The sequence below is a fragment of the Paraburkholderia sp. SSBN10T genome (assembly GCF_056619545.1).
Window position 1 is genome coordinate 93,295 of the sequence record NZ_JBWQQI010000002.1, and the last position, 26,083, is coordinate 119,377.

The window sequence follows — 26,083 nt, forward strand, 5'->3', positions numbered from 1 at the left end:
AGCCGACGATGAACGCACCCGACCCGCATCCGCTGATTGGCGCTTCTGTCCAGCGCAAGGAAGACTACCGGTTCCTGACCGGCAACGGTCAGTACACCGACGATGTCGTCCTGCCCCAGCAAACCTACGCCGTGTTCCTGCGCTCGCCGTACGCGCATGCGCGGATCAAGAGCATCGATACGGCCGCGGCGAAGCAGTCGCCCGGCGTCGTGGCGATTTTCACCGGCGCCGACATGGCCGCCGACAGCGTCGGCGGCCTGCCTTGCGGCTGGCTGATCCACAGCGTCGACGGCAAGCCGATGAACGAACCGCCGCATCCGGTGATCGCGCATACCAAGGCACGCCATGTCGGCGACCAGGTGGCGCTGGTGATCGCCGATTCGGTGAAAGCCGCGAAAGACGCGGCCGAGCTGATCGAAGTGGACTACGACGTGCTGCCCGCCGTGGTGGACACCGCGCATGCGGCCGACCCCGGCCAGCCCGCCGTGCACGACGAAGTGCCGGACAACGTCTGCTACACGTGGGGCCACGGCGACAAGGCCGCGACCGATGCCGCCTTCGCCAAAGCGGCGCACGTCACGACGCTCGATATCGTCAACAACCGCCTGATCCCGAACGCCATCGAACCGCGTGCGGTCAATGCGAGCTGGTCGGCGCAGGACGACAGCTACACGGTGTACGTGGCGAACCAGAATCCGCACGTCGAGCGGCTGCTGATGGCGGCCTTCGTGCTATCGCTGCCGGAATCGAAGCTGCGCGTGATTGCGCCGGATGTCGGCGGCGGCTTCGGCTCGAAGATCTTTCTGTACGCCGAAGATGTCGCGCTCACCTGGGCGTCGAAGAAAATCCGCCGGCCGGTGAAGTGGACGGCCGAACGTTCGGAGGCCTTCGTATCCGACGCGCATGGCCGCGACCATGTGACGAAAGCCGAACTGGCGATGGACGCCGACGGCAAATTCCTCGCCATGCGCGTGCACACCATCGCCAACATGGGCGCGTATCTCTCGACCTTCGCTTCGAGCGTGCCGACCATCCTCTACGCGACGCTGCTGGCCGGCCAGTATGCGACGCCCGCGATCTACGCCGAGGTGAAGGCGGTCTTCACCAACACGGTCCCCGTGGATGCCTATCGCGGCGCCGGGCGCCCCGAAGCCACCTACGTGGTCGAGCGGCTGGTCGAAACCGCCGCGCGCGAGATGAAGCTCGATCCGGCGGAGATTCGCCGCCGCAACTTCATTCGCTCGTTCCCTTATGCGACGCCGGTCGGCCTCACCTACGACACCGGCGATTACGAAACCTGTCTCGCCCGCGCGCTGGAACTCGCCGACGTCAAGGGCTTCGCGGCCCGTAGACAGGCGTCGGAGCAAAACGGCAAGCGGCGCGGCCTCGGCTACTCGTGCTACATCGAAGCCTGCGGACTCGCACCGTCGAACATCGCGGGCGCGCTCGGCGCACGGGCCGGCCTGTTCGAAGCGGGTGAGGTTCGCGTGCATCCGACCGGTTCGGTGACGGTATTCACCGGCTCGCATAGCCACGGCCAGGGCCATGAGACGACGTTTGCCCAGGTGGTGGCGGACCGGCTCGGCATTCCTCTGGCCAATGTCGAAATCGTGCACGGCGACACCGGACGCATTCCGTTCGGCATGGGCACGTACGGCTCGCGCTCGATCGCGGTGGGCGGCTCGGCGATCATGAAGGCGCTCGACAAGATCGAGGCGAAAGCGAAGAAGATCGCCGCGCACCTGCTGGAGGCGTCGGCAGAAGACATCGAGTTCAAGGACGGCGTGTTCCGCGTCGCCGGCACGGACAGAACCAAGGCCTTCGCCGATATTTCGCTCGCCGCCTACGTGCCGCACAACTATCCGCTCGACAAGCTCGAACCAGGTCTCGACGAAAGCGCGTTCTACGACCCGAGCAACTTCACCTATCCGGCCGGCGCCTACATCTGCGAAGTGGAGGTGGACCCGGATACCGGCGAATCCCGCATCCAGCAGTTCACCGCCGTCGACGATTTCGGCAACGTGATCAACCCGATGATCGTCGAAGGCCAGGTACATGGCGGCCTCGGCCAGGGCATCGGTCAGGCGCTGCTCGAACGTTGCGTGTACGACAACGAGAGCGGTCAGTTGCTGACCGGCTCGTACATGGACTACGCGATGCCGCGCGCCTCCGACCTGCCGAGCTTCACCGTGGAAACCGCCAAGGGCACGCCGTGCACGCACAATCCGCTCGGCGTGAAAGGCTGCGGCGAAGCGGGGGCGATCGGCTCACCACCCGCGGTGATCAACGCGATTCTCGACGCCCTCGCGCCGCTCGGCGTGAAGGATCTGCAAATGCCCGCTACGCCGCATCGCGTATGGTCCGCGATCCGCGCTGCGCAACAACCCTGAACGGAGCAAGCCGATATGTACGCATTCGACTATCAACGCGCGGCCGATCCGAAAGCGGCGGTCGCAGCGCTCGCCGGCGACAGCGAAGCCAAATTCCTCGCCGGTGGCCAGAGCCTGCTGCCGACGATGCGCCTGCGCCTCGCTCAGCCCTCCAGACTGATCGACATCACGCGCATCGCCGCGCTCAGGGAGATCCGCGTCGATGCCGGCACGGTGACGGTCGGCGCGGCGGTCTGCCATGCGGATGTCGCCGAGCACGCCGAGATCCGCCGGGTCTTGCCGGGACTTGCCGGCCTCGCGAGCCATATCGGTGATCGCCAGGTGCGCGCGCTCGGCACGCTTGGCGGGTCGCTCGCGAACAACGACCCTGCCGCCTGCTACCCGGCGGCGGCGTTGGCGTTGGGCGCGACGATCGTCACGGACCGGCGCCGCATCGCGGCTGACGACTTCTTTGTCGGCATGTACGAGACCGCGCTCGCTCCGGACGAACTGATCACCGCCGTGGAGTTTCCGGTGGCCGAGCGCAGCGCCTACGAGAAATTCAACAATCCGGCTTCGCACTTTGCGCTGGTCGGGGTGTTCGTCGCGAAACACGCGGACGGGGTGCGGGTGGCGGTGACAGGCGCGGCGGCCTCGGTATTTCGTGCGACGGAGCTGGAGCGCGCGCTGACAGCGGACTTCACGCCGGCGGCCGCGCGAGCGGTGACGATATCCGCAGATGAGCTCAACACCGATATGCACGCGAGCGCCGAGTACCGGGCACATCTGATACCGGTGCTGGCGGCACGGGCGGTGGCGGCCGCGAACGGTTAGTGCGGGGGCCGCACGGCTTCGGGAGGATCATGCAGCCCGCTTCAATCGACGACACCCTCGCCCAGCTCGCCGCCCAAGGCTATTTCGCGAACCGCGAACTGGCGACTGCGCTATTCCTCGCGCTGCGCATGGAACGGCCATTGTTCGTCGAAGGCGAGCCTGGGGTCGGCAAGACCGAACTGGCCAAGGCCGCGGCGGGCCTGCTCGGCACGTCGATGCTGCGGCTGCAATGCTACGAAGGGCTCGATACGGCCAGCGCGCTCTACGAGTGGGACTACCCGCGCCAGATCATGGCGCTGCGGCTCGCGGAAGCCGCCGGCGAGCGGCCCAGCAACGATACGCTGTACCGCAGCGAATTCCTGCTCAAGCGTCCGCTGTTGCAGGCGCTGATGCCCGACGAACAGCATCCTGGCGCGCGCCGCGTGCTGCTGATCGACGAGATCGACCGCGCCGACGAACCGTTCGAAGCGTTTCTGCTCGAGCTGCTGTCGGATTTCCAGGTGTCGATTCCGGAATACGGCACGGTGTGCGCGGATCAGCCGCCGCTCGTCGTGATGACCTCGAACCGCACGCGCGAAGTGCACGACGCGTTGAAGCGCCGCTGCCTGTATCAATGGATCGGCTATCCGGAGCGGGACCGCGAACTGGCGATTGTCGCGGCCCGCGCGCCGCAAACCAGCGCGGAACTGCAACGGCGTGCGGTCGATTTCGTGCATCGGTTGCGCGGGATGGATCTGTTCAAGGCGCCGGGAATTGCGGAAACCATTGACTGGTGCCGCGCGCTGGCCGCATTGAGCGTCACCGAGCTCGATCCGCAATCGGTGCAGGACACGCTCGGCGTGCTGCTCAAGTACCAGGACGATCTGGCACGGATCGACGCGGCGCAGATCGCGCAGTGCCTGGCGATGCCGGAGTAACGGCGATGCAATGCACTCCTGACGATAATCCGGCGACGAAGGGTTTGGGCGCCGGGAACGCCGCAGGTTGTCCCCCGGGCGCGGCCGCGGCTACACCGTCCACGCTCGCGCACAACGTCGTCCACTTCGTGCGCGTGCTACGCGGCGCGGGCCTGCCGATGTCGCCGGCGCAGGCCGTCGACGCTCTCGCGGCCTTGCAGTGGATCGACCTCGGGCGGCGCGACGACGTCCGCGCCGCGCTCGCCGCCCTGCTCGTCTCAGCGCCCGACGAACACGAGATCTTCAACGCCGCCTTCAACCTGTTCTGGCGCGATCCCGACTGGGAGGGCAAGCTGCGCGCGCTACTGTTGCCGAAGGTCCGTAACGGCCTGCCGCCGCCGAAGCGCAACAACCGCCTCGCCGATGCGCTTGCGGCGCGTCCGCCCGCTTCGCGCAACGCTCACGCCGCCCATGAAACCGAGCAGCACGAATTGCACGCCCACGTCACCTTCAGCGCCGAAGAGCGCCTGCGCCACCGTGACTTCGACACGCTCAGCGCCGACGAATGGCGCACCCTGCGTCACGTGATCCGCGGCCAGCGCCTGCCGCTCGCCACCGAACCGACCCGGCGCCTGAAGGCCGCCTCGCGCGGCACTCACGCGGATCTGCGCGCCAGCGCCCGTCACGCGGTGCGCTCGGGCGGCGACTGGACCGTGTGGAAATACCGCGCCGTAGTCGAGCGCAAGCCGCCGCTCGTGCTGCTGCTCGACATCTCCGGCTCGATGAGCGCGTACTCGCGCGCCGTACTGTATTTCTGCCATGCCTTGTTGCAGTCGCGCGAACGGCTGCAGGTCTTCCTGTTCGGCACACGTCTGAGCAACGCGACGCGCGCGCTGCGCGAGCGCGACCCCGATGTGGCGATCGCCACGCTCACCGATCAGGTGGTGGACTGGTCGGGCGGCACGCGCATTGGCGCAGCGCTCGCCGAGTTCAACCGGCGCTGGGCACGCCGCGTGCTGACCGGCAGGGCAACCGTGCTGCTCGTCACGGACGGTCTCGATCACGAGGCCATCGACGTGCTGGACACCGAGATGGCCCGTCTGCGCCGCTTCGCGCACCGCATCGTCTGGTTGAACCCGCTGTTGAGGTATAGCGGCTTCGCGCCGAAAGCCCGCGGCGTGCAGGCGATCCTGCCGTATGTCGACGCCCATCGCCCGGTCCATAATCTCGATAGCCTTGCTGCATTCGGCCGCGACCTGGCGCAACTGACGCGCGCGCCCCGCGCCACTCTCACCGCGACATCGAACGGAATACCAATACCAGCCGGAGCCCCCAGATGGAATTGACCGAAAGCTACACGCTGCCCGTCTCCCAGCAGCGCACGTGGGAAGCGCTGAACGACACCGAGATCCTGCGCGGCTCGATTCCAGGCTGCGAGAGCATCGAGGCGGACGGCGAAAACGCGTTTGCGTTGTCCATGAGCGCAGCGGTCGGTCCCGTGAAGGCCCGCTTCAAAGGGCGTATGCTGTTGACCGATATCGATGCGCCGCAAACCTACACCATCGTCTTCGAAGGTCAAGGCGGGGTGGCCGGCTTCGGCAAGGGCAGCGCGCGCGTCAGGCTCGAAGCGCTAGGCGCCGACGCCACTAAACTGACCTACACGGCGAGCGCGCAGGTGGGCGGCAAGCTGGCGCAAATCGGCTCGCGGCTCGTCGACGGCGCGGCGCGCAAACTGGCCGGCGAATTTTTCAGACGCTTCAACGCGCAACTGATCGGTGAGGGAGAAACAGCAGCCGGCGCCGATGCCGCGGCCGCAACCGAAACAGCCTCAACCGAGGGCGCGGACCCCGAATCCGGCGCCGCTCAAGCGAAAGGGAAGAAATCATGGACAGCGTGGATCTCGAAGTCCTGAAGTCCAGTGCACGCTGGATCGAGCAGGGACATCGCGCGCTACTGGTGACGGTGGTCAAGACGTGGGGCTCGTCGCCACGCCCCGAAGGCGCCATGCTGGCCGTGCGCGAGGACGGCCTCGTGGTGGGATCGGTCTCGGGCGGCTGCATCGAAGACGATCTGATCGAACGGGTACGGCAACGCGGCATCGAGCAGGCCGTGCCGGAGACGGTCAAGTACGGCATCTCTGCCGAGGAAGCGCATCGCTTCGGCTTGCCCTGCGGCGGCACGATCCAGTTGGTGCTCGAACCGCTCGGCAAGCAAAGCGGCATCGCCGAACTGTGCGAGGCGGTCGAAGACGGCCGCCTGCTCGCGCGGCGCGTGGATATGGCAACCGGCGTCGTGCAGCTCGGCCCTGCCCAGGCCACCGACGGCGTCGACTTCGACGGCGAGCGTCTGCTGACGATCCACGGGCCGCGCTATCGGATGCTCGTGATCGGCGCGGGACAATTGTCGCGTTATCTCTGCCATATTGCGGTTGGCCTCGACTATCAGGTGACCGTCTGCGATCCGCGCGAAGAGTACACCGACGAGTGGGACGTGCCCGGCACGAAAATCGTGCGCACCATGCCGGACGACACGGTGCTCGACATGAAGCTCGACGAACGCTGCGCGGTGATTGCGCTGACACACGATCCGAAACTCGATGACCTCGCGCTGATGGAGGCCTTGAAGACGCCTGCGTTCTACGTGGGCGCGCTGGGTTCGCGGCGCAACAACGCGGCGCGGCGCGAACGGCTCAAGGAGTTCGACCTGAACGATGCCGAACTGGCGCGGCTTCATGGGCCGGTGGGAATCTATATCGGCAGCCGGACGCCTCCGGAAATCGCGGTGTCGATTCTGGCGGAAGTGACGGCGGCGAAGAACGGCGTTTCCTTGCCGACCTTGCTGCAGGTCGAAGGCGCTAAGGCGGCGCGGGAAATTGCGGCAAGCGGCGGGGCAGCTTGTAGCGTGTAGTGGTTTTGGTGGCGTGACGAGCGGCGGGCGGCGTCCCTATGCGCTGCCCGAAACGCCGGCTCCGAGCTTCATTTCTTCACCGTTTGACTTCTCCATTTATTTCGCATTCCTCTTTAGCGTTAGCCGTTCGGCTGACTGGTAACTCTCCCTCAAATCCCTAGCATGACCTCATGCACGGCTCGTTCGTAGCGCCGCACACGCGTTCGCTGGACGAGGCGCTTTGATGTCGTTTCCGGCCTCGGCGTCTTGTGCACACAAATTGACAATTATTCCTTTGACGGAATATTCCTTTGAGGTTATATTCATCATGAGTTGGGACATCGAATACACCGATCTTTTCGGTGCGTGGTGGGAAAGTTTGACGGAGAGCGAGCAGGAATCGGTCGACAAAGGGGTTCGGTTGCTGATCAACGTCGGTCCCCACCTGCCTTACCCACACAGTAGCCAGGTCAAGGGGTCGAAATACAGCCGCATGCGCGAATTGCGAATCCAGCACGCAGGCAGACCATTCCGCGTGCTGTACATATTCGACCCGCTGCGCACCGGCATCCTGCTGCTCGGTGGCGACAAGACCGGCAAAGATCGCTGGTATGCAGTCAATATCCCGCGTGCTGATGCGTTATATGGTGCGCATCTGGCGCGGCTAGATCAAGAAGGAGTCAATGATGGTGAGAAAGTACTCGGAATTGCAGGCAAAGATGTCGCCCGAAGCGCGAGCCCGGGCGGAGCGAGGAGCCAAAGATCTGATCGCAGAAATGGCGCTGGCCGAATTGCGCCGTGCGCTGGGCCTCTCGCAGGAAGAGCTGGCCAGCCTGATGAACGTGAAGCAACCGAGCATCGCCAAACTCGAGCAGCGAACGGATATGTATGTCTCCACGCTGCGTGACCACATTCACGCGTTGGGTGCTGAATTGATCATGATCGCGCGCTTCCCGGATCGCGATGTGAAAATCAGTTCGTTGGGCTCAGCATCTGCCGCGAAGGACACAGCGGCCTGAGTCCCGGCGGCCAAACCAGATGCGCGGTAACGCGCCCGGAGCCCGCGCACGGGCCCCGTCCTTACGTTACGTCACGTCAACCCGCACGCCACTGCCGCCACCACCGCAACCTTGAATTGCATGAGCACGCGCGCATTGCGCTGCCAGTCAATTTCCGCGTGCTCGATATGCCCGAGGCCAACCGTCAAACCGGCCAGAGCGGCCCTTCCTGCATCGCACCAAGCTGCTCGCGCATCTCGAGGATGCGGTCTTCCCAATAGCGCTGCGTGTTGAACCACGGAAACGCCACGGGAAACGCCGGATCGTCCCAGCGGCGCGCCAGCCATGCCTGGTAATGAATCAGCCGCAGCGTGCGCAAGGCTTCGACCAGATGCAGTTCGCGCGGCTCGAACTCGCAGAAGTCTTCGTACCCGGCGAGCAGATCGGCCAGCGCACGCGATGCTTCCGCCCGCTCGCCCGGCAAGAGCAGCCACAGATCCTGCACCGCCGGTCCCATGCGGCTATCGTCGAAGTCGACGAAGTGCGGGCCGGCATCGGTCCACAACACGTTGCTCGGATGGCAATCGCCGTGCATGCGTATAGCGCGGACCTCGCCGGCTCGCTCGAACGCGCGCTCGACGCCTTCCAGCGCAAGATTCACCACGGTTTCCCAGGCGGTGCGCACGTCGTCAGGAACGAAGCGCTGCGCCAGCAGGAAGTCGCGAGGTTCGTAGCCGAAAGTCTGGATGTCGAGAGTCGGCCGCGCCGTATAGTCCTGGGTCTGGCCCACGGCGTGGATGCGGCCGATGAAGCGGCCAAGCCATTCGAGCGTGTCGCGCCGGTCCAGATCGGGAGCGCGGCCGCCGCGCCGCTCGAAGATCGAGAAGCGAAAGCCGTCGAAAGCATGCAAGCTGCGGCCTTCGAAGACGCGCGCCGGCACCGCCGGGATTTCGCGTTCTGCGAGTTCGGCCACAAACGCATGCTCTTCGAGAATCGCCTCGTCCGTCCAGCGCTCGGGCCGGTAGAACTTCGCAACGACGGGTGGGCCGTCCTCGACGCCAATCTGATAGACGCGGTTTTCGTAGCTGTTGAGCGGCAGCATGCGCCCATCGGTACGCACGCCGACCGTGCTCAGGACGCTGTCGATAGCGTCCAGCACACATTCCGGCGTGAGCCGGGCAAAAGGCACGGCGCCGCTGGCGCCGTCCTGCGGATCGTCAGTTTCGTGGTTCATGCCCGCATTGTGCGCTGCGCCGCCCTCAAAGACGAGCGTCACGGCCACACACGCGGTTCATGCGCCACGTTCAATGAATCTGCGCACTGGTCGGGCGCACCAGATCGCCCGTATCGATCAGGTCTTCGAGGAAAAAGGGTTCCGTATTCAGTTGCGGCGACGTGCCGGGCTCGCCGGCATACCACGCCACCATCGCCATGTCGCCCAGAATGCGCATGACGATCCCGCGCGCGCCCTGCGGCACGGCGATATGCACGGATCGCACGATAGAACCGACTTGCATGATATTTCCCCGTTCTCCCATTGCCGGCTATCTGACGATCGTGCCGGTCGAGGTGATGATAAAAAGCGCCGCTTCGCCGAACACGTTGCGAACGCACCTGAATTGCTCCGCGTCGCACGCGGCGGTGGTTCAGTTCATTGTTGCCGTTTTACCGGTTTAGGGGAAGCGCAAAGTAAGGGCACATGGCCCTGCACTTCAACGAATTCGCCCGCTAAAAGGCGGCACATTTCGAGCCGCTGGCTTTACTGTAACGCATGACCATGGGGCCATCATAAACCTTGCCGAACGATGTATCGAAAACATGGGCGGCTGTTGCGTACCGGTTTCATGCGTGGCGCAAGCGCACCAGAAAGGCACATGTAAGCAAACGCCAGACGAACCGGCATTGCGCCGGCTTGTCGCGAGACGTTGGAGAACCGCGCCGGGCAAGCCTTGCGGCAGCGGCGGCGCACCGCCGCAGCGCCGCAATCGACACAGACACTGCCCTAACCGTCGCCTATACTCGAAACAAGCTTGGCAGCCGGATCAACCTTAAAACTACGGCGCTGCCACGGCGAACACCCCATAAGGAGACGAGCATGACGACCTACTTTACGATCGCCGATTTCATCCTGATCATCCCGATGGCGCTAGCCGGCGCGCTGTTTGTCGGCGCCCTGCCCTGCAAAACGGAGTTCAGGCACAACCTGTTTCGCTTGATCGGCGCGTTAATGGGAGTGGGGGTCGCGGTCCTGCTGGTGGAAGGACTACCGGCGCTCGTCTAACCCCGCAGCAGCGGCTACGGTTGCCGCTGCGGTTGGCCACGCCTTAAGGCGCTGCCGCATCGAGCGCGCCCGGTCCCCTGAACTGACGCAGCGCGCTGCGAAAGTAGGCGGGTTCGGCCGACGCATCTGCGTGGCCGTGCATTTCCCGCTCGAGCGCATCGAGCGCGGGAAGAGCTGTCCACGGCAACGTCGGATGCTGATGATGCAAGCGGTGCAGGTGGTGGTTCATCAGCACACCTTGCCATGCCCGCGCCACGCGAAAGTTGCGCGAGCGTCCCGGCTCGTCGAGTCCCACGCCATGATGCGGCAGGTTATCGGCAAGCGACAGCCATACGCCCCGTAAATACATCGTCACGGCCAGTACTGGCCACCATGTCCCGTACAGATAGAAGGCCAGCGCGAACAGTGCGAGCGTCAATAGCCAGTCGCGGCGGATGCGCGCGCGTCGCGCGGGGTCAGCCGCGAAGTTGCTGAAAAGACGCTGCACATCGGCGCCAAGCGGGCCGTCCGCGCCGATCGCGCGCGCCACGAGCGAACGCACGGCCTCGCGCGGTGCAAAAGCGAGCAGCGGCACCACCAGTTCGCCCGCATACAGGCCGCCTAACAAACGTCCGTAATAGCTGAGCCGCACGCGCCAGGCGGGCCGCCCCGCATCGAGCACATCGGGCCGGTCGAACGGCTCACGCGTAAAGCGATGATGCATCAGGTGTCCGAAGCGTACGGCATCGAACGGCAGCGCGAACGAAATCGCGAGCACCCGTGCCATGCCCTCGTTCAGTTGACGCCGGGCAAACAGTTGTCCGTGAATCGCCTCGTGAATCAAGCCCCAGTGCGTAGGCGTGAGCGCGACCAGCGGCACGATCAGCAACAGCGCCGGAAGGCCCCACGCCCGCAACAGGATGGGCAGCCCGAAGAGCTGCAGCGCTGTCGCAACGGTGACGACAACCAGCAGCGTGAGATTGGCGCGTAAGTCGATGGCAGCACGTTTAGGCGCACTTCGTTCATGCACCGTGGTTCGCGTTGCCGGGCCGGCCTGGGTGGCCGTGCGTGGGTCCATCTTCCCTCCGTCGAGACGACATCGCCCGCGACGTTAGCAGCGCTGTATGACAGCGGGAAGAATGGTGTTGCTCGTGTAACGGCGCGTGATACAGCACCGATGCCCATAAAGGAAAGCCGCCTTACGGCGGCTTTCCTGATCCAGCGTTGGCTGCGAAATTAGCCCATCAGATGGCCTGATCGGTCGACGGCTTTTCCCACAGGTTGATGCCGCCCTCGGTCGCATAGCGGTCGATCTCCGCCAGGTCCTCCTTCGAGAACTCGAGGTTCTTCAGCGCACCGACGTTCTCACGCACCTGCTCAGCCTTACTGGCGCCGATCAGCGCTGAGGTGATGCGTCCGCCGCGCAGTGTCCAGGCGAGCGCCATTTGCGCAAGACTCTGACCGCGGCGCTGGGCAATCTCGTTGAGCTTGCGCACGTGCTCGATGTTCTGCGCGCTCAGGTGGTCCTGCTTCAGCGAGCCGCCACCCGGCTTGTTGACGCGAGCGTCTTCGGGCACGCCGTTCAGGTACTTGCCGGTCAGCAAGCCTTGTGCGAGCGGCGTGAAGGCAATGCTGCCCGTACCGAGTTCGTCGAGAGTGTCGAGCAGTTCGTGTTCGACCCAACGGTTGAGCATGTTGTAAGCAGGCTGGTGAATCAGCAGCGGCACCTTGTATTGCGCCAGCAGTTGGGCCATTTCGCGGGTCTTGGCGGCCGAATACGACGAAATGCCGATATAGAGCGCCTTGCCCTGTTGCACTGCGCTCGCCAGCGCGCCGGCGGTTTCTTCAAGCGGCGTGTCGGCGTCGAAGCGGTGCGAATAGAAGATGTCCACGTAGTCGAGCCCCATGCGTTGCAGGCTCTGATCGAGACTCGCGAGTATGTACTTGCGCGAGCCGCCGCCCTGGCCGTACGGACCCGGCCACATGTCCCACCCGGCCTTCGACGAGATCAGCAGTTCGTCGCGGTACGGCTTGAAATCGTCCTTGAACAGACGCCCGAAATTCGTCTCGGCGCTGCCATACGGCGGCCCGTAGTTGTTGGCCAGATCGAAGTGCGTGATGCCGAGATCGAAGGCCGTGCGCAGAATCTCGCGCTGCGTGGAGAGCGGCGTCGTGTCGCCGAAGTTATGCCACAGACCCAGCGAGAGCGCCGGCAGTTTGAGACCCGACTTGCCGCAAACGCGGTATTGCATGTCCGAATAGCGTGCTGAAGCTGCTTCGTAAGCCATTGCTTGAATCCTTGATGAGAACGACAGGAAAGGTCGCGGGGCCGCCGCGCAAGCCGATTGCCGATGCTGCGCGGCCGCGTGCGGTTCAGTGCGGGGTAAGACGAGGTAAGTATCTTAGCCAATCGTCGAAAGGCTTGCAGGCACCCATTATGCAGGACGCAAAGCGGCCCGTCCGGGCCCGCGCCGACGCAGCATGGACGCGAGCATCGCGTTCCCCTACACTGCGTTGGCTATTTGACAGGATGACGCAACCATATTGCGTGGAACCAGAGGACGTTCATGACCAAAGCGATTTCGCTCGCATTGATTGTCGGCGGCGTGGTGCTGCTGTATTTCGGCGGCCAGGCGTTTCATTCGTTTAGCAGCGAGGTGTCGCGTGTATTCACCGGCTCGCCGACCAACAAGGCCATCATGCTGATTGTGGGCGGCGTGGTCGCCACGCTCGCGGGCCTGATCGGCCTGGCGACTTCAGGCGGCAAGCGTTAGAGCAAGTGGGTGGGCGCGCATCCCGCAGTTAGTGGGAGGGGTAGACAAGCTACGACCACCGGGCGGTGACAGGCTAGCGCCGTAGAGCGACGGGCGGCGCCCGTCGCTCTATCACAATCAGAACGCCACTTCGGGCTTCGAAGCGGAGCGCGAGCCCGGCAGCGGCACGTTGCTAGCGCCGTGATACGTGTACACGAGCGAGAACTTCACCGCTTCGCTGAGATTCTTGCCGGCCGAATGCAGCGTGTTGCAGTGGAAGAACACCACATCGCCCGCCTTCAGTTCCGGGGATACCGCGGTCTGGATCAGCGCCTGGTTCTCGGGCAAATCGGAGCGGAAAAACTTCGCTGCGTCGAAACGCTCGGACGTGAAGGTCGCACTATGCGATTGCGGCACGAGCCACAGCGCACCGTTATCCGCGGTTTCCGGACCGAGTGCGAGCCACACGGAAACCAGATCGTCTCGCTCGAACGACCAATAACGCGCATCGCGATGCCAGCCGGTCAGGCTGCCATAGGCAGGATGCTTGGTCATCATGCAATTGTGGTGCGCACGCGAAAGGCGCGGCTCTTCACCGAAATAGGTCTCCATCCAGCCACGGATTTCCGGCGCCGTCGCCCACTCGGCAAAGCGCGGATGACGTGCATACGCGTCGAGCAGGCGCCGCACCGTATGGCCGCCCGGCGCGTGCTTCGATTCCGGCGCGCCCGGATAGCGCAGATCCGCCTCGAACTCGATCGGCGCGGCCGCCTCCTCGAGCTGCCGCTGCGCAATCTGCTTCAGTTCTTCGCAGCGTTCGGGCGAAACCAGCCCCGGCACCACGACGAAACCCTGTTCCCGCAACATCTGAACCTGTTCTTTCTTGGAGTGAACTAACTGAACTGACATGGGGTATTCCGTTACCTTCTGCTGGCCGATCCCCGATTGTAAAACGTACGCGATCCCCGTGCGTGCGAATCCGGCCCCTCTTGCCTCGCATCAAAGCGGCCGCGGACACTGCCGGCCATACCCCCTTTTCCAGCCAGTAGCGCGCGCCCGAGCGAGTGCACTTCGCAGGGGCGAAACTGCACAGCAATCGACCGTCAAGGGTCCGATTCGCCCCCGTTCAAGCGGCGATCTGCCCCGTAAAAACCCGTAAGCGCCCGGGTTAAAACCGACTTTCGGTCGTCACGATTCGCGTGTAGCCTGCAGTCATGTTGATCGTAATTCCCGCTGTCTTCCTTTGCGCACGGCCAACCGCTGCCGTTGCCGCCACTCCCGGTCAGTCTCCGGGTCTGCGAGTCGCCCCCGCTGGCATGCTTGCTGCGTGTTTTTGCAGCACCTCCTCCGCGCGGCCCGTCGCCCACCTTTGAAGCCATGCACACACTCCTGAGTACCCGCCTTACCCGCGCCGCGCTGAAAGCGGCACGTCCCGCGCGCCGCCATGTGGTGCGCGCGCTGCGTCACCATGCCACTCGCACGCGTGCACTCGCCGGGCAATGGCGCGAGGCCAAGCCCGTGGATGGCATCCGTACCTGGTTTCAGACCTTCTTTACGGCGCTGCGCACGCAAGCCGGCTCGCGCCGCTTTTCGCTGCGCACGCTGTTGCGCAAACCGACGCCGCTGCGCGCATTGACGACGCAAGCGCCGAGCGTCCGCTATGCCGCCAGTCGGCGGCCGCGCCGGATGGCGGCGAACAGCGAGGGCTGGTTCGGCTTCGCGAGTCGCTGAAGCAGAGGAACAGCACGTTGTAATGGGCGCGATTGAAAAAAACCCCCGCCCGGCTTAACGCCGGGCGGGGGTTTTTCGTAGGACCAATCGAATCCGCTTACTTACGCGAGCGCAGCCACCGGCTCGGTACCTGCGGCTTCAGCCAGAGCCAGCGCCTTGTCCGTCGCTTCCCACGTGAATTCCGGCTCTTCGCGGCCGAAGTGGCCGTAAGCCGCGCTCTTCTCGTAGATCGGACGCAGCAGATCCAGCATCTGGATGATGCCCTTCGGACGCAGGTCGAAGTGTTCCTGCACGAGGCGCGTGATCGTCGCATCCGAGACGCGGCCCGTGCCGAACGTGTTGACCATCACCGAGGTCGGCTGAGCCACGCCGATTGCATACGACACCTGAATCAGGCAGCGCGAGGCCAGACCGGCGGCCACGATATTCTTCGCGACATAGCGGCCGGCGTAGGCAGCCGAACGGTCGACCTTCGACGGATCCTTGCCCGAGAACGCGCCGCCACCATGGGGAGCCGCGCCGCCGTACGTGTCGACGATGATCTTGCGGCCCGTCAGGCCGCAATCGCCTTGCGGACCGCCAATCACGAAACGCCCCGTCGGGTTGACCAGGAATTTGATGTCGCCCTTGATCAGTTCAGCCGGCAGCGTCGGCTTGATGACTTCTTCGATCACGGCTTCGCGCAGCGTGGCCAGCTCGATGTCCGGCGAATGCTGCGTGGACAGCACCACAGTGTCGATTGCGTGCGGCTTGCCGTCGACGTAGCGCACGGTAACCTGCGACTTCGCATCCGGGCGCAGCCAGGGCAGGCGGCCGTCGCGGCGCAGGTTCGCCTGGCGCTCGACCAGACGGTGCGACAGGTGGATCGGCAGCGGCATCAGTTCCGGGGTTTCTTCACACGCGTAACCGAACATCAGGCCCTGGTCGCCGGCGCCCTGATCGAGGTTGTTGTCGTGTGCGCGGTCGACGCCCTGGGCGATGTCCGGCGACTGCTTGTCGTACGCGACCAGCACCGCGCAACCGCGGTAGTCGATGCCGTAATCGGTGTTGTCGTAGCCGATGCGCTTGATCGTGTTGCGTGCGACCTGGATGTAGTCGACGTTCGCGGCGGTGGTGATTTCACCGGCCAGCACGACCAGACCCGTGTTGCACAGCGTCTCAGCGGCGACGCGCGAATATTTGTCCTGGGCCAGGATCGCGTCGAGAATTGCGTCCGAAATCTGGTCTGCGACCTTGTCGGGATGGCCTTCGGAAACGGATTCCGAGGTGAAGAGATAGTCGTTTGCCACGTTGCAGACTCCTGTTATGTGGTTACGGTTGAGAGTTTCACGTAGCCAGCTTCGGGAGCCTGAAGCGGCGACGCTTTAGCGGATTTCCTGACTGTTCGGCGCAAATCACGTGGATTGCGCCTGACAGCTTCGCCCCGCAAGTTGTCTATTAACTCGGCGAAGCCCTTATTATAGCGACTTCCTACATTTGTCACAGAGTACCCACGCGTGTTGTATTTCGACTCGTTTTCGGTTTACTTGAGCGTTGCGTCTTCAGGTGCCCGCCGCGGAGCGGCCGCATGCTGAGCCGCTTCGGAGCCAAACTCGCCATCGGCTTGCTGAAACTGTTTGCATTGTTGCCATACGGCCTGATCGCCCGCATCGGCGATGGCCTCGGCTGGCTGCTGTATCAGATCCCTAGCGGGCGCAAGCGTATCGTCCATATCAACCTGAAGCTGTGCTTCCCCGAGTGGAACGACGAACGCCGCAAGGACGTCGCACAGAAACACTTCCGCCACGCCATCCGAAGCTATCTGGAGCGCAGCGTGCAGTGGTTCGGCTCGGCGAAGAAGCTGGAAAAGCTGATCCAGCTCGACAGCGCGATCGACCTCACCGATCCCAATCTGCCGCCCACGCTGTTTCTCGGTTTTCACTTCGTCGGCATCGAGGCGGGTTCGATCTTCCTCAACTATTCATTGAAGCGGCAATGCGGCTCGCTGTATCAGCCGATGTCGAACCCCGAACTCGAGGAAGTCGCCAAGGCGGCGCGAGCCCGCTTCGGCGCGGACATGGCGAGCCGCGCCGACAGCGCGCGCATCGTGTTGCGCTGGCTGCGCGACAAGAAGCCGGTGATGCTCGGCGCCGACATGGATTACGGTATGCGCAACTCGGCCTTTGTGCCGTTTTTTGGCGTGCCGGCCTGCACGCTGACGGCTGTCGGACGGCTCGCCAAAGTGGGCAACGCGCAGGTGGTGCCGTTCATCGGCGAGGTGCTGCCGAACTACAAGGGCTACCGCCTCAAGGTGTTCAAGCCATGGGACCACTATCCCACGGGCGACGACGAGGCCGATGCACGCCGCATGAACGCGTTCCTCGAAGAACAGATTCCTCCTATGCCGGAACAGTATTATTGGGTCCACAAACGCTTCAAGACGCGTCCGCCGGGCGAGCCGAGCGTCTATTGAGGCAACGCCCTGCCGCAGCGTAGAAAATTCGCAATCGCAACATCATAAGAACGCCGTTCGGCGCACCTGCGTGCGCGTCCCTTACAATAGCGACATGAAACTGAAATTCACCAAGATGCACGGCGCGGGCAACGACTTTGTCGTGCTCGACGGCTTTACGCAGCCGCTCAACCTGAGCGAGAGCCAGGTGCGTGCGCTCGCGGACCGGCACTTCGGCGTCGGCGCCGATCAGCTCCTGCTGGTCGAAAGGCCCACCATCGAGGGCGTGGATTTCAGATACCGCATTTTCAATTGCGACGGTGGCGAGGTCGAACACTGCGGCAACGGCGCGCGCTGCTTCGTCAAGTTCGTGCGCGACACGCGGCTGACCGACAAGCGCAGCGTGCGCGTCCAGGTGCAGAACGGCATCATTACGCTGACCATGCAGGACAACGGCGAAGTCACCGTGGACATGGGCATGCCCGTGTTCGAACCGGCCCGCATGCCGTTCGAGGCGAGCGGTCTCGCAGGCCGCAACGAGAGCCGCGACACGCTCTGGCCGCTCGAAGTGAACGGCGCCACGCGCTGGATCTCGGTGGTTTCGATGGGCAATCCGCATGCCGTGCAGGTAGTGGACGATGTCGAGGCGTTCCCTGTGCTGATCGACGGCCCGGTGATCGAGCGGCATCCGCGCTTCCCGCAGCGGGTGAACGCCGGCTTCATGCAGATCGTCGCGCACAACGAGATCAAGCTGCGTGTCTACGAACGCGGCGTCGGCGAGACGCTGGCGTGCGGCACCGGCGCCTGCGCGGCCGTCGCCGCCGGCATCCGTCGCGGGCTGCTCGACTCGCCGGTAAAGGTGCACACCCATGGCGGCACGCTGACCATCTCCTGGAACGGCGAGCAAGACCCCGCGCCGCTCCTGATGGCCGGCCCCGCCGCGACCGTCTTCGAAGGTGAGATCGAGTTGGCCGACTGAACGGCCGAGCGTGTGGCCCGAGTTTGACCAGACGAGTGGCCGACTGACCCCATTGACCGATGCGCCCGCCCGAGGGCGTAGTCCTTTAGCCGAAACCATGAACGATCGCGAAGTCGCCGAATACCTGCTCGCCAACCCCGAATTCTTCGCGGAACACGCGGAAATGCTTGCGGCCATCCGGCTCGCGAACCCGCATGGCAAAGCCGCAGTCTCGTTGCAGGAACGGCAGATGGAAATGCTGCGCGAGAAGAACAAGCTTCTCGAACGACGCCTCGCCGAACTGCTGCGCTACGGGCACGAAAACGACAGCATTGCCTCGAAGTTCAACCGCTGGACCACCCGCGTGATGGCCGAGCGCGATCCGTACGCGCTGCCACGCACCATCGCCAACGGCCTGCGCGACGTGTTCGATGTGCCGCAGGCGGCGCTGCGCGTGTGGGACGTGGCTGAGCCGTACACCCAGGCGGACTTCGCGCGCCAGGTCGGCGAGGAAGTGCGCATTTTTGCCAACAGCCTCGCCACCCCGTATTGCGGCGCCAATACCGGCTTCGAAGCGGCGCAATGGCTCGTGCCGGCGCTCGCCGCCGTGCCTGCCGAAGGGGCTGGCGTCCAGGAAGGTGCGCACGCAACCGAATCGATCGCCCTGCTCGCGCTGCGCGACCCCGAGGGCAACGAAGAGGCGCCGACCTTCGGCTTGCTGGTGATGGGTTCGTCCGACCCGCGCCGCTTTCACGACGGCATGGCGACCGATTTCCTGACGCAGATCGGCGCCCTCGCCAGCGCGGCCCTGAGCCGTCTGCTGCCGCGCTGACGCGCCCGGCTGCAAGCTACCGCCCGCCGCTCACCACCGTGACCGCCGCCGATCCGATCGCCGACTACCTGTCGAATCTCGAACACGAGCGGCGGCTCTCGGCGCATACGCTGCGCGGCTATGCCCACGAACTGGAAGAACTGAAGCGGCTGGCCAAGGGCCGCGCACTCGAAAGCCTGACCGCGATCGACATCCGCGGCGCGGTTTCAAGGGCGCACGCAGCCGGCATGACGGCGCGCTCGATCAGCCACCGGCTGTCGGCGTGGCGCGCCTTTTACCGCTGGCTGGCGGGCCGCGTCGACTTGCCGGCCAACCCGGTCGCCACGGTGCGGGCGCCGAAACAGGCGAAAACGCTGCCCAAGGCGCTCTCGGTCGACGACGCCAACCGGTTGATGGAAGCGCCTGCCGCCGGCAACACCGAAGGGCTGCGCGACCACGCGATCCTCGAGCTGTTCTACTCGTCGGGCTTGCGCCTCGCCGAACTGGTCGGCCTCGATGCGCGCTTTGCCGAGGCCGACGGCTACCGTTCTGCCGGCTGGCTCAAGCTCGAATCCGCCGAAGTCGAGGTGCTCGGCAAGGGCAACCGGCGCCGCGTCGTGCCCGTCGGCAGCAAGGCGCTCGACGCCCTCCACGCCTGGCTCGCGGTGCGCGGCGAATTCGTGAAGCACGACCCGCATCCACTGTTTCTGTCGGCGCGCGGCAAGCGGATGTCGCCGAACGTGGTGCGCGAGCGCGTCAAGCGCATGGCGCTCAGCGCCGGCATTCCCGCCAACGTGCACCCGCACGTGCTGCGCCACTCGTTTGCCACCCACGTGCTCCAATCGAGCGGCGATCTGCGCGCGGTGCAGGAACTGCTCGGGCACGCCAGCATCACCGCCACTCAGGTGTACACCGCGCTCGATTTCCAGCATCTGGCGCACGTCTACGATCAGGCGCATCCGCGCGCCAAGAAACGCAACTAAGACGGCTGTTCCAGGCTTGTTAGTGCCTGCTGTCTCCGGTTTCGCCGCTTTACGCGGCACATTGTTCTGCTGAATACCTCACGAAGTCATGAATACCGTTACGCTCAAACCGTCGAAAGAAAAGTCGCTGCTGCGCCGCCACCCGTGGGTCTACGCGACCGCCATCGAGCGCGTGGACGGCAAGCCGGCCGCCGGCGCCACCGTGCTGGTGCGCTCGCACGACGGCCGCTTTCTCGCCCGTGCAGCCTACAGTCCGCATTCGCAGATCCGGGCGCGGGTGTGGAGCTTCGACGAAGCCGAGCCGATCGATCACGCGTTCTTCAAGCGCCGCGTGCAGCGCGCCGTCGAGCACCGCCGGGCGATGGTGCAGAACACCGGCGCGGTACGGCTGATCTTCGGCGAAGCGGACGGCCTGCCGGGCCTGATCGTCGATCACTATGTCGCCGACGAGGCCGGTCAGCGCAGCCAGTTGGTGTGCCAGTTCATGGCGGCAGGCGTCGAAGCGTGGAAAGAGGCGATCGTCGCGGCATTGACCGCGGCAACCGGCTGCCCGAACGTTTATGAGCGCTCGGACGTGTCGATCCGCGAAAAGGAAGGCCTCGAGCAGATCACCGGCGTACTGGCGGGCGAGCCGCCGTCCGATCCGCTGATCGCTAGCGAAAACGGCGTGCGCTACCACGTGGATGTGCGCAACGGTCACAAGACCGGCTTTTACGTCGACCAGCGCGACAACCGGGCTCTCGTGCAGCAGTTGGCACAGGACCGCGACGTGCTGAACTGCTTCTGCTACACCGGCGGCTTCTCGCTGGCTGCGCTCAAGGGCGGAGCCAGGCGGGTCGTCTCGATCGACTCGTCCGGGGAAGCGCTGGCGCTGGCGCAGCAGAACGTCGCCGCCAACGGCTTCGACCCGCAGCGCGCCAGCTGGCTCGACGCCGACGCGTTCAAGACGCTGCGCCGGTTGCACGAAGAAGGTGAGCGATTCGACCTGATCGTACTGGATCCGCCGAAATTCGCGCCCTCGCGCGAACACGTGGACCGCGCCGCGCGCGCCTACAAGGACATCAACCTGACCGGCCTCAAGCTGCTGCGCCCGGGCGGGCTGCTCTTCAGCTACTCGTGCTCGGGCGCGATCGACGCCGAACTGTTCCAGAAGATCGTCGCCGGCGCGGCGGCCGATGCGCGCGTCGACGCCCGTATCCTCAAGCGCCTCGGTGCCGGAGTCGACCATCCGCTGCTCACCGCTTTCCCCGAAGGCGAGTATCTGAAAGGCCTATTGTTGCAAATTGCCTGATCGCCCATAGTTTGGGGATATTTCCCATGCGGGGGTCGGCGCGGCGGCCCGCTGCCAGCAGCGGCCCGGCAGATATGTTTCAATAACCGACCGGCTCGAACGGCGCGGCGCACGCGCGTCGGCTTCGATTCAAGCATTCCGATTCACGCACCAACAGGCGACCACCATGATTCCCGTCACTATCCTGACCGGCTTCCTCGGCAGCGGTAAAACCACTCTGCTCAAGCGCATCCTGAACGAACCGCACGGCATGAAAATCGCCGTGATCGAGAACGAGTTCGGCGAAGAGAACATCGACAACGAGATCCTCGTGCAGGACTCGAACGAACAGATCATCCAGATGAGCAACGGCTGCATCTGCTGCACGATCCGTGGCGATCTGGCGCGCGTGCTCGGCGATCTGGCGGCGAAAAAGCGCGCCGGCGAACTGGATTTCGACCGCGTGGTGATCGAAACCACCGGCCTCGCGAACCCCGGCCCGGTGGCCCAGACGTTCTTCATGGATAACGAGATCGCCGACGAATTCCTGCTCGACGCGATCATCACCCTGGTCGACGCGAAGCACGCCAATCATCAGTTGGACGAGCACGAAGTGGTGCAGCGCCAGGTCGGCTTTGCGGACCGCCTGTTCATCACCAAGGGCGATCTGGTGGACGCAGCCGCCACGGACGACCTGCGCCACCGCCTGCTGCACATGAATCCGCGCGCGGCGATCAAGGCCGTGAATTTCGGCGACGCCGAGATCAAGGAGATCTTCGACCTGCGCGGCTTCAACCTGAACGCCAAGCTCGAGATCGACCCGGACTTCCTCGCCGAAGACGAGCACGCGCACAGCCACGCTCATGCGCACGACGAGCACGGCCACACCCATGACGATCACGCGAACTGCGACCACGATCATGGCCACTGCGACCATGAAGGCCACGACCACGGCCACCATCACCACGCGCATCACGACGACAAGATCAAATCGTTCGTGTTCCGCAGCGAGCGGCCGTTCGATCCGAACAAACTCGAGGACTTCCTCGGCGGCATCCTTCAGATCTACGGCGAACGGCTGCTGCGCTACAAGGGCGTGCTGTATATGAAGGGCGTCGACCGCAAAGTGGTGTTCCAGGGCGTGCACCAGATGATGGGCAGCGATCTGGCCGCCAAATGGCAGCCGGTGGAAAAGAAGAACAGCAAGATGGTGTTCATCGGCATTGAACTGCCGCAAGACCTGATTACCGACGGGCTGACCGCCTGCCTCGTCTGAGCGCAAGCCGGGCCGGCGCCCCGTGCGCGGGCCGTCAGTAGCCTTTAAGTGGGCCGTTGGCAGAGCGTCAACGGTCCCGCCTGCAAGCGCAGGCGGACCGCAAAGCGGGTGAAAACAGGACTGCCAAGGGCCGGGAACGAAGAATGCTGGCGCAGCGAATATGCTCCGGCCCCGATCGGAAACCCACCGCCAGCACACCACGTGTGAAAAACGCGTGAAAACCCTTGTTGCAGGAATCGTGCGCGGCCATCGCTTTTTAGCCGTTCGCGCGTTATATTTTCAGGATATTGGTGTGCCGCGGCCCGAAATAATCCCGGTTGCGGTGGCGGATTGTGATTCAGTTACAATACGTGCCCACTGGAGAATGAGAACGATTGCCCGGTCAGCGCGTATCCCGCGCCGGGCCTGACACGGCACCGGAAAATCTTGTCCGGGGAGCAGCACGCCGACAAGCTGGCTGGCGCACCGCCTTGGAAGGCGCGCCGCCGGTAAGCAATGCCTCAGGAGCATTTGAAGACCGTTTCCAGAGGAGTTCGGCCCCGCATCGACGCCAGGGCGTGCAGCGCTCAGGCGTCTGACGCTACGGCGTCACGACAGTCCATCGTCCGTGTTCGCCAGCGCTCGTTGAGCGTCTTGCAGCGCCTTTGCGGGCAACACGAAAGTGCGGGCAACATGTACGAGTTTTGCCTCACATTGAAGAAGCAAGCCAGATGACGACGAAACGACTCTTGACCGAAGCCGAAATCCTGAAGATGAGCGACAAGGATTACATGAATGAGGATCAGCTCGCTTTCTTCAAGAACAAGCTTGAACAGCTGCAGGCGGAAATTCTCCGCAATGCCGGCCAGACGACCGAAAACCTGCGCGAAACCGTGATCGTGCCGGACCCGGCCGATCGCGCGACGATCGAGGAAGAGCATGCGCTGGAACTGCGCACGCGCGACCGCGAACGCAAGCTGCTGAAGAAGGTGCAGCAATCGCTCGCGCGCATCGAGTCGGGTGAATACGGCTGGTGCGAAGAAACCGGCGAGCCGATCGGCATTCCGCGTATGCTGGCCCGGCCCACGGCAACCCTGTCGCTCGAAGCGCAGGAACGCCGCGAACTGCGCCAGAAGCTGTTCGGCGACTGACCGCCTGCGGCGCGGCCCAAGGCCCGCCCTGACACGCTGCTTCGTTCAGAGGCGCACGGTGAACTGTGCGCCTTTTTCTTTGCCTCACCTGCCGCCGTGCCCGACGTTTATATAGTTGTGCCGGCGTTTCTCCTGACCTTCTCCGGCGCCGCACACACGCCTCGCAGCCCTTGAATCCAGCGCCCAGTGCCCGCGCTCCAGTCGCCTGGGCGGCCTGACACCTGCATCTTTTACCGCTCCTCCGGGCACCGCCTACGCCGTGCGGCAAGTGCGCTCACGGCAAGCCGTTTCTTTGCTTCGGTTCGGCTTGCCGCCCCATATCCCGCCCCGGCCGCACTTTTCGGGTGTTTTTCGGCCCTATGCCATCCGGCTAGCTCTTGATATGACAGCGCACGCCCTAAAATAAACCGGACATGCGTTGCACGAGCGCGCGGGCCGCTTTCAGCCGGCTATCGGTCGCGCGCCGTCCGCTCTATCGGATTCAGGCGGTGGCGCAGCGGCGCCGCCCGACGCATCGGCGCGACGGCGCACAAGCGCTGCCGCGTCCTACCCGTTTTGCAAAAGGAACGCATATGGAGCAATTTCACGGCACGACGATCGTTTCCGTGCGCCGCGGCGACAAGGTAGCCCTCGGCGGCGACGGTCAGGTCACGCTGGGCAACATCGTCATGAAGGGCGGCGCCAAAAAAGTCCGGCGTATCTACAACGGCCAGGTGCTGGTCGGCTTCGCCGGCGGCACGGCCGATGCCTTTTCGTTGCTCGACCGTTTCGAAGCCAAGCTCGAAAAACATCAGGGCAATCTGACCCGCTCGGCGGTCGAGCTTGCCAAAGACTGGCGCACCGACCGCATGCTGCGCCGGCTCGAAGCCATGCTGATCGCCGCGGACGCGCACACCACCCTCGTGATTACCGGCAACGGCGACGTACTGGACCCGGAAGGCGGCATCTGTGCGATCGGCTCGGGCGGCGCCTATGCGCAGGCGGCAGCCAAGGCACTGGCCGACAACACCGAATTGTCGCCGCGCGAGATCGTCGAGAAGTCACTGCAGATCGCCGGCGACATGTGCATCTATACGAACCACAACCGCGTTATCGAGACGATCGAGTAAGGACCCACGATGAGCACCATGACCCCTGCCGAGATCGTCTCGGAACTCGACAAGCACATCATCGGCCAAGGCCGCGCCAAGAAAGCGGTCGCGGTGGCGCTGCGCAACCGCTGGCGCCGCCAGCAGGTCGGCGAGCCGCTGCGCCAGGAAATCACCCCGAAGAACATTCTGATGATCGGGCCGACGGGTGTCGGCAAGACGGAAATCGCCCGGCGTCTGGCCAAGCTGGCCGATGCGCCGTTCATCAAGATCGAAGCCACCAAGTTCACCGAAGTGGGCTACGTGGGCCGCGATGTGGACAGCATCGTGCGCGACCTGATCGAAATCTCGGTCAAGCAAACCCGCGAAACGGAAATGCGCAAGGTACGCACCAAGGCTGAAGATCAGGCGGAAGACCGGATTCTCGACATCCTGCTGCCGAGCGCGCGGCCGGTCGGTTTCGGCGCCAGCTCGAGCGCCGCCGACACCGCGGACGAAGGCAGCACGACCCGCCAGACCTTCCGCAAGCGTCTGCGCGAAGGCCTGCTCGACGACAAGGAAATCGAACTGGACGTCGAGCTGCCGCAAGTCGGCATGGACATCATGGGGCCGCCGGGCATGGAAGACATGACCGAACAGATCCGCTCCATGTTCGCCAACCTCGGCGGCGGCAAGAAGACGCGCCGCAAGCTGAAGGTCAAGGAAGCGCTGAAGCTGCTGACGGATGAAGAAGCAGCCAAGATGCTCAACGACGAGGAAGTGAAAACCAAGGCGGTGCAGAACGTCGAGCAGAACGGCATTGTGTTCCTCGACGAAATCGACAAGATCGCTTCGCGCAGCGAAGCGGGCGGCGGCGAGGTGTCGCGCCAGGGGGTGCAGCGCGACCTGCTGCCGCTGGTCGAAGGCACGACGATCAACACCAAGTACGGCATGGTGAAGACCGATCACATCCTGTTCATCGCCAGCGGCGCCTTCCACCTCGCCAAGCCGAGCGACCTGATTCCTGAACTGCAGGGGCGTTTCCCGATTCGCGTCGAACTGGATTCACTGTCGGTCAACGATTTCGAATCGATTCTGGTGTCGACCGACGCAAGCCTCGTCAAGCAATATCAGGCGCTGCTCGCGACCGAAGACGTGCACCTCGACTTCGCCGACGACGGCATTCGCCGTCTTGCCGAAATCGCCTTCTCGGTCAACGAGAAGACGGAAAACATCGGCGCGCGGCGCCTGTACACGGTGATCGAGAAGCTGCTTGAAGAAGTGTCGTTTGCGGCCGGCAATCATGCGGGCACGAACGTCAAGATCGATGCAGCGTATGTGGACCGCGCGTTGAACGAAGTCGCGGACGACGAAGACCTGTCGCGGTACGTGCTGTAACTGCGCCACGCGGTGCGCTGCGACGTGGTTTG

The 26,083-nt window shown here is 64.3% G+C and carries 25 protein-coding genes and 1 pseudogene; 20 read left to right on the forward strand and 6 right to left on the reverse strand.

The features are described 5' to 3' along the window. The first annotated feature begins 8 nt into the window (after nucleotides 1-8). The 8 genes and pseudogenes from AC1ECK_RS03025 (at nucleotide 9) to AC1ECK_RS03060 (ending at nucleotide 8,004) form a co-directional block, all read left to right on the forward strand. Nucleotides 9-2,390 carry a xanthine dehydrogenase family protein molybdopterin-binding subunit gene (locus AC1ECK_RS03025; RefSeq protein ID WP_480315734.1) on the forward strand — a complete coding sequence of 794 codons (2,382 nt, stop codon included), beginning with the start codon at nucleotides 9-11 and terminating at the stop codon, nucleotides 2,388-2,390. A 15-nt stretch (nucleotides 2,391-2,405) separates the two neighbouring features. Further along, entirely contained in the window at nucleotides 2,406-3,203 is a 798-nt protein-coding gene (locus AC1ECK_RS03030; protein WP_480315736.1) for an FAD binding domain-containing protein, read from the forward strand. Nucleotides 3,204-3,232: 29 nt separating this feature from the next. Next, nucleotides 3,233-4,120: an AAA family ATPase gene (locus AC1ECK_RS03035; RefSeq protein WP_480315738.1), complete on the forward strand. Its 888-nt coding sequence runs from the start codon at nucleotides 3,233-3,235 to the stop codon at nucleotides 4,118-4,120. A gap of 5 nt (nucleotides 4,121-4,125) precedes the next feature. Further along, nucleotides 4,126-5,445 carry a vWA domain-containing protein gene (locus AC1ECK_RS03040; protein ID WP_480315740.1) on the forward strand — a complete coding sequence of 440 codons (1,320 nt, stop codon included), beginning with the start codon at nucleotides 4,126-4,128 and terminating at the stop codon, nucleotides 5,443-5,445. Then, nucleotides 5,436-6,011 (forward strand): SRPBCC family protein, encoded by a 576-nt coding sequence (locus AC1ECK_RS03045; protein ID WP_480315742.1) that lies wholly within the window; start codon nucleotides 5,436-5,438, stop codon nucleotides 6,009-6,011. Before AC1ECK_RS03040 ends, AC1ECK_RS03045 begins: the two co-directional genes overlap by 10 nt. Further along, nucleotides 5,984-7,006 carry an XdhC family protein gene (locus tag AC1ECK_RS03050; RefSeq protein WP_480315744.1) on the forward strand — a complete coding sequence of 341 codons (1,023 nt, stop codon included), beginning with the start codon at nucleotides 5,984-5,986 and terminating at the stop codon, nucleotides 7,004-7,006. Before AC1ECK_RS03045 ends, AC1ECK_RS03050 begins: the two co-directional genes overlap by 28 nt. A gap of 307 nt (nucleotides 7,007-7,313) precedes the next feature. Beyond that, nucleotides 7,314-7,619: pseudogene (locus tag AC1ECK_RS03055) on the forward strand (type II toxin-antitoxin system RelE/ParE family toxin); the annotation flags it as partial. A gap of 85 nt (nucleotides 7,620-7,704) precedes the next feature. Further along, nucleotides 7,705-8,004, forward strand: coding sequence for a helix-turn-helix domain-containing protein (locus tag AC1ECK_RS03060; protein WP_480315746.1), 300 nt, complete (start codon nucleotides 7,705-7,707; stop codon nucleotides 8,002-8,004). A gap of 184 nt (nucleotides 8,005-8,188) precedes the next feature. On the opposite strand, the gene AC1ECK_RS03065 is transcribed toward AC1ECK_RS03060, so the two are convergent. After that, nucleotides 8,189-9,217 carry a serine/threonine protein kinase gene (locus AC1ECK_RS03065; protein WP_480315748.1) on the reverse strand — a complete coding sequence of 343 codons (1,029 nt, stop codon included), beginning with the start codon at nucleotides 9,215-9,217 and terminating at the stop codon, nucleotides 8,189-8,191. Between the two features lie 70 nt (nucleotides 9,218-9,287). Continuing rightward, nucleotides 9,288-9,500, reverse strand: a complete 213-nt coding sequence (locus AC1ECK_RS03070) for a hypothetical protein (protein WP_480315750.1) — start codon at nucleotides 9,498-9,500, stop codon at nucleotides 9,288-9,290. 578 nt (nucleotides 9,501-10,078) lie between these two features. On the opposite strand from AC1ECK_RS03070, the gene AC1ECK_RS03075 reads away from it, so the two are divergent. Beyond that, nucleotides 10,079-10,264, forward strand: coding sequence for a hypothetical protein (locus tag AC1ECK_RS03075; protein WP_429266243.1), 186 nt, complete (start codon nucleotides 10,079-10,081; stop codon nucleotides 10,262-10,264). A gap of 43 nt (nucleotides 10,265-10,307) precedes the next feature. Here the strand turns inward: AC1ECK_RS03075 and AC1ECK_RS03080 are convergent, their stop codons facing one another. After that, a complete protein-coding gene (locus tag AC1ECK_RS03080; RefSeq protein ID WP_480315753.1) occupies nucleotides 10,308-11,321 on the reverse strand; it encodes a fatty acid desaturase in 1,014 nt (337 codons plus the stop codon). 166 nt (nucleotides 11,322-11,487) lie between these two features. Further along, nucleotides 11,488-12,531, reverse strand: coding sequence for an L-glyceraldehyde 3-phosphate reductase (gene mgrA / locus AC1ECK_RS03085; RefSeq protein WP_480315755.1), 1,044 nt, complete (start codon nucleotides 12,529-12,531; stop codon nucleotides 11,488-11,490). 279 nt (nucleotides 12,532-12,810) lie between these two features. On the opposite strand from mgrA, the gene AC1ECK_RS03090 reads away from it, so the two are divergent. Beyond that, nucleotides 12,811-13,017 (forward strand): DUF3185 family protein, encoded by a 207-nt coding sequence (locus AC1ECK_RS03090; protein ID WP_480315757.1) that lies wholly within the window; start codon nucleotides 12,811-12,813, stop codon nucleotides 13,015-13,017. Nucleotides 13,018-13,134: 117 nt separating this feature from the next. On the opposite strand, the gene AC1ECK_RS03095 is transcribed toward AC1ECK_RS03090, so the two are convergent. Further along, nucleotides 13,135-13,905 (reverse strand): phytanoyl-CoA dioxygenase family protein, encoded by a 771-nt coding sequence (locus AC1ECK_RS03095; RefSeq protein WP_480315759.1) that lies wholly within the window; start codon nucleotides 13,903-13,905, stop codon nucleotides 13,135-13,137. A gap of 468 nt (nucleotides 13,906-14,373) precedes the next feature. On the opposite strand from AC1ECK_RS03095, the gene AC1ECK_RS03100 reads away from it, so the two are divergent. Beyond that, complete coding sequence (locus AC1ECK_RS03100) at nucleotides 14,374-14,727, forward strand: hypothetical protein (protein WP_480315761.1); 354 nt, start codon at nucleotides 14,374-14,376, stop codon at nucleotides 14,725-14,727. A 101-nt stretch (nucleotides 14,728-14,828) separates the two neighbouring features. On the opposite strand, the gene metK is transcribed toward AC1ECK_RS03100, so the two are convergent. Then, complete coding sequence (metK, locus tag AC1ECK_RS03105) at nucleotides 14,829-16,016, reverse strand: methionine adenosyltransferase (protein ID WP_480315763.1); 1,188 nt, start codon at nucleotides 16,014-16,016, stop codon at nucleotides 14,829-14,831. Nucleotides 16,017-16,294: 278 nt separating this feature from the next. On the opposite strand from metK, the gene AC1ECK_RS03110 reads away from it, so the two are divergent. The 9 genes from AC1ECK_RS03110 to hslU all read left to right on the forward strand — a co-directional run bounded on the left by AC1ECK_RS03110 (nucleotide 16,295) and on the right by hslU (nucleotide 26,051). Then, nucleotides 16,295-17,179, forward strand: coding sequence for a lipid A biosynthesis lauroyl acyltransferase (locus AC1ECK_RS03110; RefSeq protein WP_480315765.1), 885 nt, complete (start codon nucleotides 16,295-16,297; stop codon nucleotides 17,177-17,179). 94 nt (nucleotides 17,180-17,273) lie between these two features. Then, entirely contained in the window at nucleotides 17,274-18,137 is an 864-nt protein-coding gene (dapF, locus tag AC1ECK_RS03115; RefSeq protein WP_480315767.1) for a diaminopimelate epimerase, read from the forward strand. Nucleotides 18,138-18,234: 97 nt separating this feature from the next. After that, on the forward strand, nucleotides 18,235-18,948 hold the full coding sequence (locus AC1ECK_RS03120; RefSeq protein WP_480315769.1) for a DUF484 family protein: 714 nt from the start codon (nucleotides 18,235-18,237) through the stop codon (nucleotides 18,946-18,948). A gap of 38 nt (nucleotides 18,949-18,986) precedes the next feature. Beyond that, nucleotides 18,987-19,910, forward strand: a complete 924-nt coding sequence (gene xerC, locus AC1ECK_RS03125) for a tyrosine recombinase XerC (protein ID WP_480315771.1) — start codon at nucleotides 18,987-18,989, stop codon at nucleotides 19,908-19,910. Nucleotides 19,911-19,998: 88 nt separating this feature from the next. Continuing rightward, the gene (locus AC1ECK_RS03130; RefSeq protein ID WP_480315773.1) at nucleotides 19,999-21,201 is read left to right on the forward strand and encodes a class I SAM-dependent rRNA methyltransferase; all 1,203 of its coding nucleotides are present in this window, start codon (nucleotides 19,999-20,001) and stop codon (nucleotides 21,199-21,201) included. A 166-nt stretch (nucleotides 21,202-21,367) separates the two neighbouring features. Then, nucleotides 21,368-22,456, forward strand: coding sequence for a CobW family GTP-binding protein (locus AC1ECK_RS03135; RefSeq protein ID WP_480315775.1), 1,089 nt, complete (start codon nucleotides 21,368-21,370; stop codon nucleotides 22,454-22,456). Between the two features lie 710 nt (nucleotides 22,457-23,166). Beyond that, a complete protein-coding gene (gene dksA / locus AC1ECK_RS03140; protein ID WP_090680821.1) occupies nucleotides 23,167-23,586 on the forward strand; it encodes an RNA polymerase-binding protein DksA in 420 nt (139 codons plus the stop codon). Between the two features lie 572 nt (nucleotides 23,587-24,158). Beyond that, nucleotides 24,159-24,695 carry an ATP-dependent protease subunit HslV gene (gene hslV, locus AC1ECK_RS03145; protein ID WP_074301083.1) on the forward strand — a complete coding sequence of 179 codons (537 nt, stop codon included), beginning with the start codon at nucleotides 24,159-24,161 and terminating at the stop codon, nucleotides 24,693-24,695. 9 nt (nucleotides 24,696-24,704) lie between these two features. After that, nucleotides 24,705-26,051: an ATP-dependent protease ATPase subunit HslU gene (hslU, locus tag AC1ECK_RS03150; protein ID WP_480315777.1), complete on the forward strand. Its 1,347-nt coding sequence runs from the start codon at nucleotides 24,705-24,707 to the stop codon at nucleotides 26,049-26,051. The last annotated feature ends 32 nt before the right edge of the window (nucleotides 26,052-26,083 follow it).

What these genes read in the sequence shown, in the direction of transcription:
- AC1ECK_RS03050 (WP_480315744.1), top strand. Translation starts at nt 5,984, where the DNA reads ATGGACAGCGTGGATCTCGAAGTCCTGAAGTCCAGTGCACGCTGGATC.
- mgrA (WP_480315755.1), bottom strand. Translation starts at nt 12,531, where the DNA reads ATGGCTTACGAAGCAGCTTCAGCACGCTATTCGGACATGCAATACCGC.
- dapF (WP_480315767.1), top strand. Translation starts at nt 17,274, where the DNA reads ATGAAACTGAAATTCACCAAGATGCACGGCGCGGGCAACGACTTTGTC.
- AC1ECK_RS03080 (WP_480315753.1), bottom strand. Translation starts at nt 11,321, where the DNA reads ATGGACCCACGCACGGCCACCCAGGCCGGCCCGGCAACGCGAACCACG.
- AC1ECK_RS03045 (WP_480315742.1), top strand. Translation starts at nt 5,436, where the DNA reads ATGGAATTGACCGAAAGCTACACGCTGCCCGTCTCCCAGCAGCGCACG.
- AC1ECK_RS03095 (WP_480315759.1), bottom strand. Translation starts at nt 13,905, where the DNA reads ATGTCAGTTCAGTTAGTTCACTCCAAGAAAGAACAGGTTCAGATGTTG.
- AC1ECK_RS03040 (WP_480315740.1), top strand. Translation starts at nt 4,126, where the DNA reads ATGCAATGCACTCCTGACGATAATCCGGCGACGAAGGGTTTGGGCGCC.
- AC1ECK_RS03130 (WP_480315773.1), top strand. Translation starts at nt 19,999, where the DNA reads ATGAATACCGTTACGCTCAAACCGTCGAAAGAAAAGTCGCTGCTGCGC.
- AC1ECK_RS03110 (WP_480315765.1), top strand. Translation starts at nt 16,295, where the DNA reads ATGCTGAGCCGCTTCGGAGCCAAACTCGCCATCGGCTTGCTGAAACTG.
- hslV (WP_074301083.1), top strand. Translation starts at nt 24,159, where the DNA reads ATGGAGCAATTTCACGGCACGACGATCGTTTCCGTGCGCCGCGGCGAC.
- dksA (WP_090680821.1), top strand. Translation starts at nt 23,167, where the DNA reads ATGACGACGAAACGACTCTTGACCGAAGCCGAAATCCTGAAGATGAGC.
- AC1ECK_RS03135 (WP_480315775.1), top strand. Translation starts at nt 21,368, where the DNA reads ATGATTCCCGTCACTATCCTGACCGGCTTCCTCGGCAGCGGTAAAACC.
- AC1ECK_RS03030 (WP_480315736.1), top strand. Translation starts at nt 2,406, where the DNA reads ATGTACGCATTCGACTATCAACGCGCGGCCGATCCGAAAGCGGCGGTC.
- AC1ECK_RS03075 (WP_429266243.1), top strand. Translation starts at nt 10,079, where the DNA reads ATGACGACCTACTTTACGATCGCCGATTTCATCCTGATCATCCCGATG.
- AC1ECK_RS03100 (WP_480315761.1), top strand. Translation starts at nt 14,374, where the DNA reads ATGCACACACTCCTGAGTACCCGCCTTACCCGCGCCGCGCTGAAAGCG.
- AC1ECK_RS03070 (WP_480315750.1), bottom strand. Translation starts at nt 9,500, where the DNA reads ATGCAAGTCGGTTCTATCGTGCGATCCGTGCATATCGCCGTGCCGCAG.
- AC1ECK_RS03065 (WP_480315748.1), bottom strand. Translation starts at nt 9,217, where the DNA reads ATGAACCACGAAACTGACGATCCGCAGGACGGCGCCAGCGGCGCCGTG.
- AC1ECK_RS03035 (WP_480315738.1), top strand. Translation starts at nt 3,233, where the DNA reads ATGCAGCCCGCTTCAATCGACGACACCCTCGCCCAGCTCGCCGCCCAA.
- hslU (WP_480315777.1), top strand. Translation starts at nt 24,705, where the DNA reads ATGAGCACCATGACCCCTGCCGAGATCGTCTCGGAACTCGACAAGCAC.
- AC1ECK_RS03025 (WP_480315734.1), top strand. Translation starts at nt 9, where the DNA reads ATGAACGCACCCGACCCGCATCCGCTGATTGGCGCTTCTGTCCAGCGC.
- AC1ECK_RS03120 (WP_480315769.1), top strand. Translation starts at nt 18,235, where the DNA reads ATGAACGATCGCGAAGTCGCCGAATACCTGCTCGCCAACCCCGAATTC.
- AC1ECK_RS03060 (WP_480315746.1), top strand. Translation starts at nt 7,705, where the DNA reads ATGTCGCCCGAAGCGCGAGCCCGGGCGGAGCGAGGAGCCAAAGATCTG.
- AC1ECK_RS03090 (WP_480315757.1), top strand. Translation starts at nt 12,811, where the DNA reads ATGACCAAAGCGATTTCGCTCGCATTGATTGTCGGCGGCGTGGTGCTG.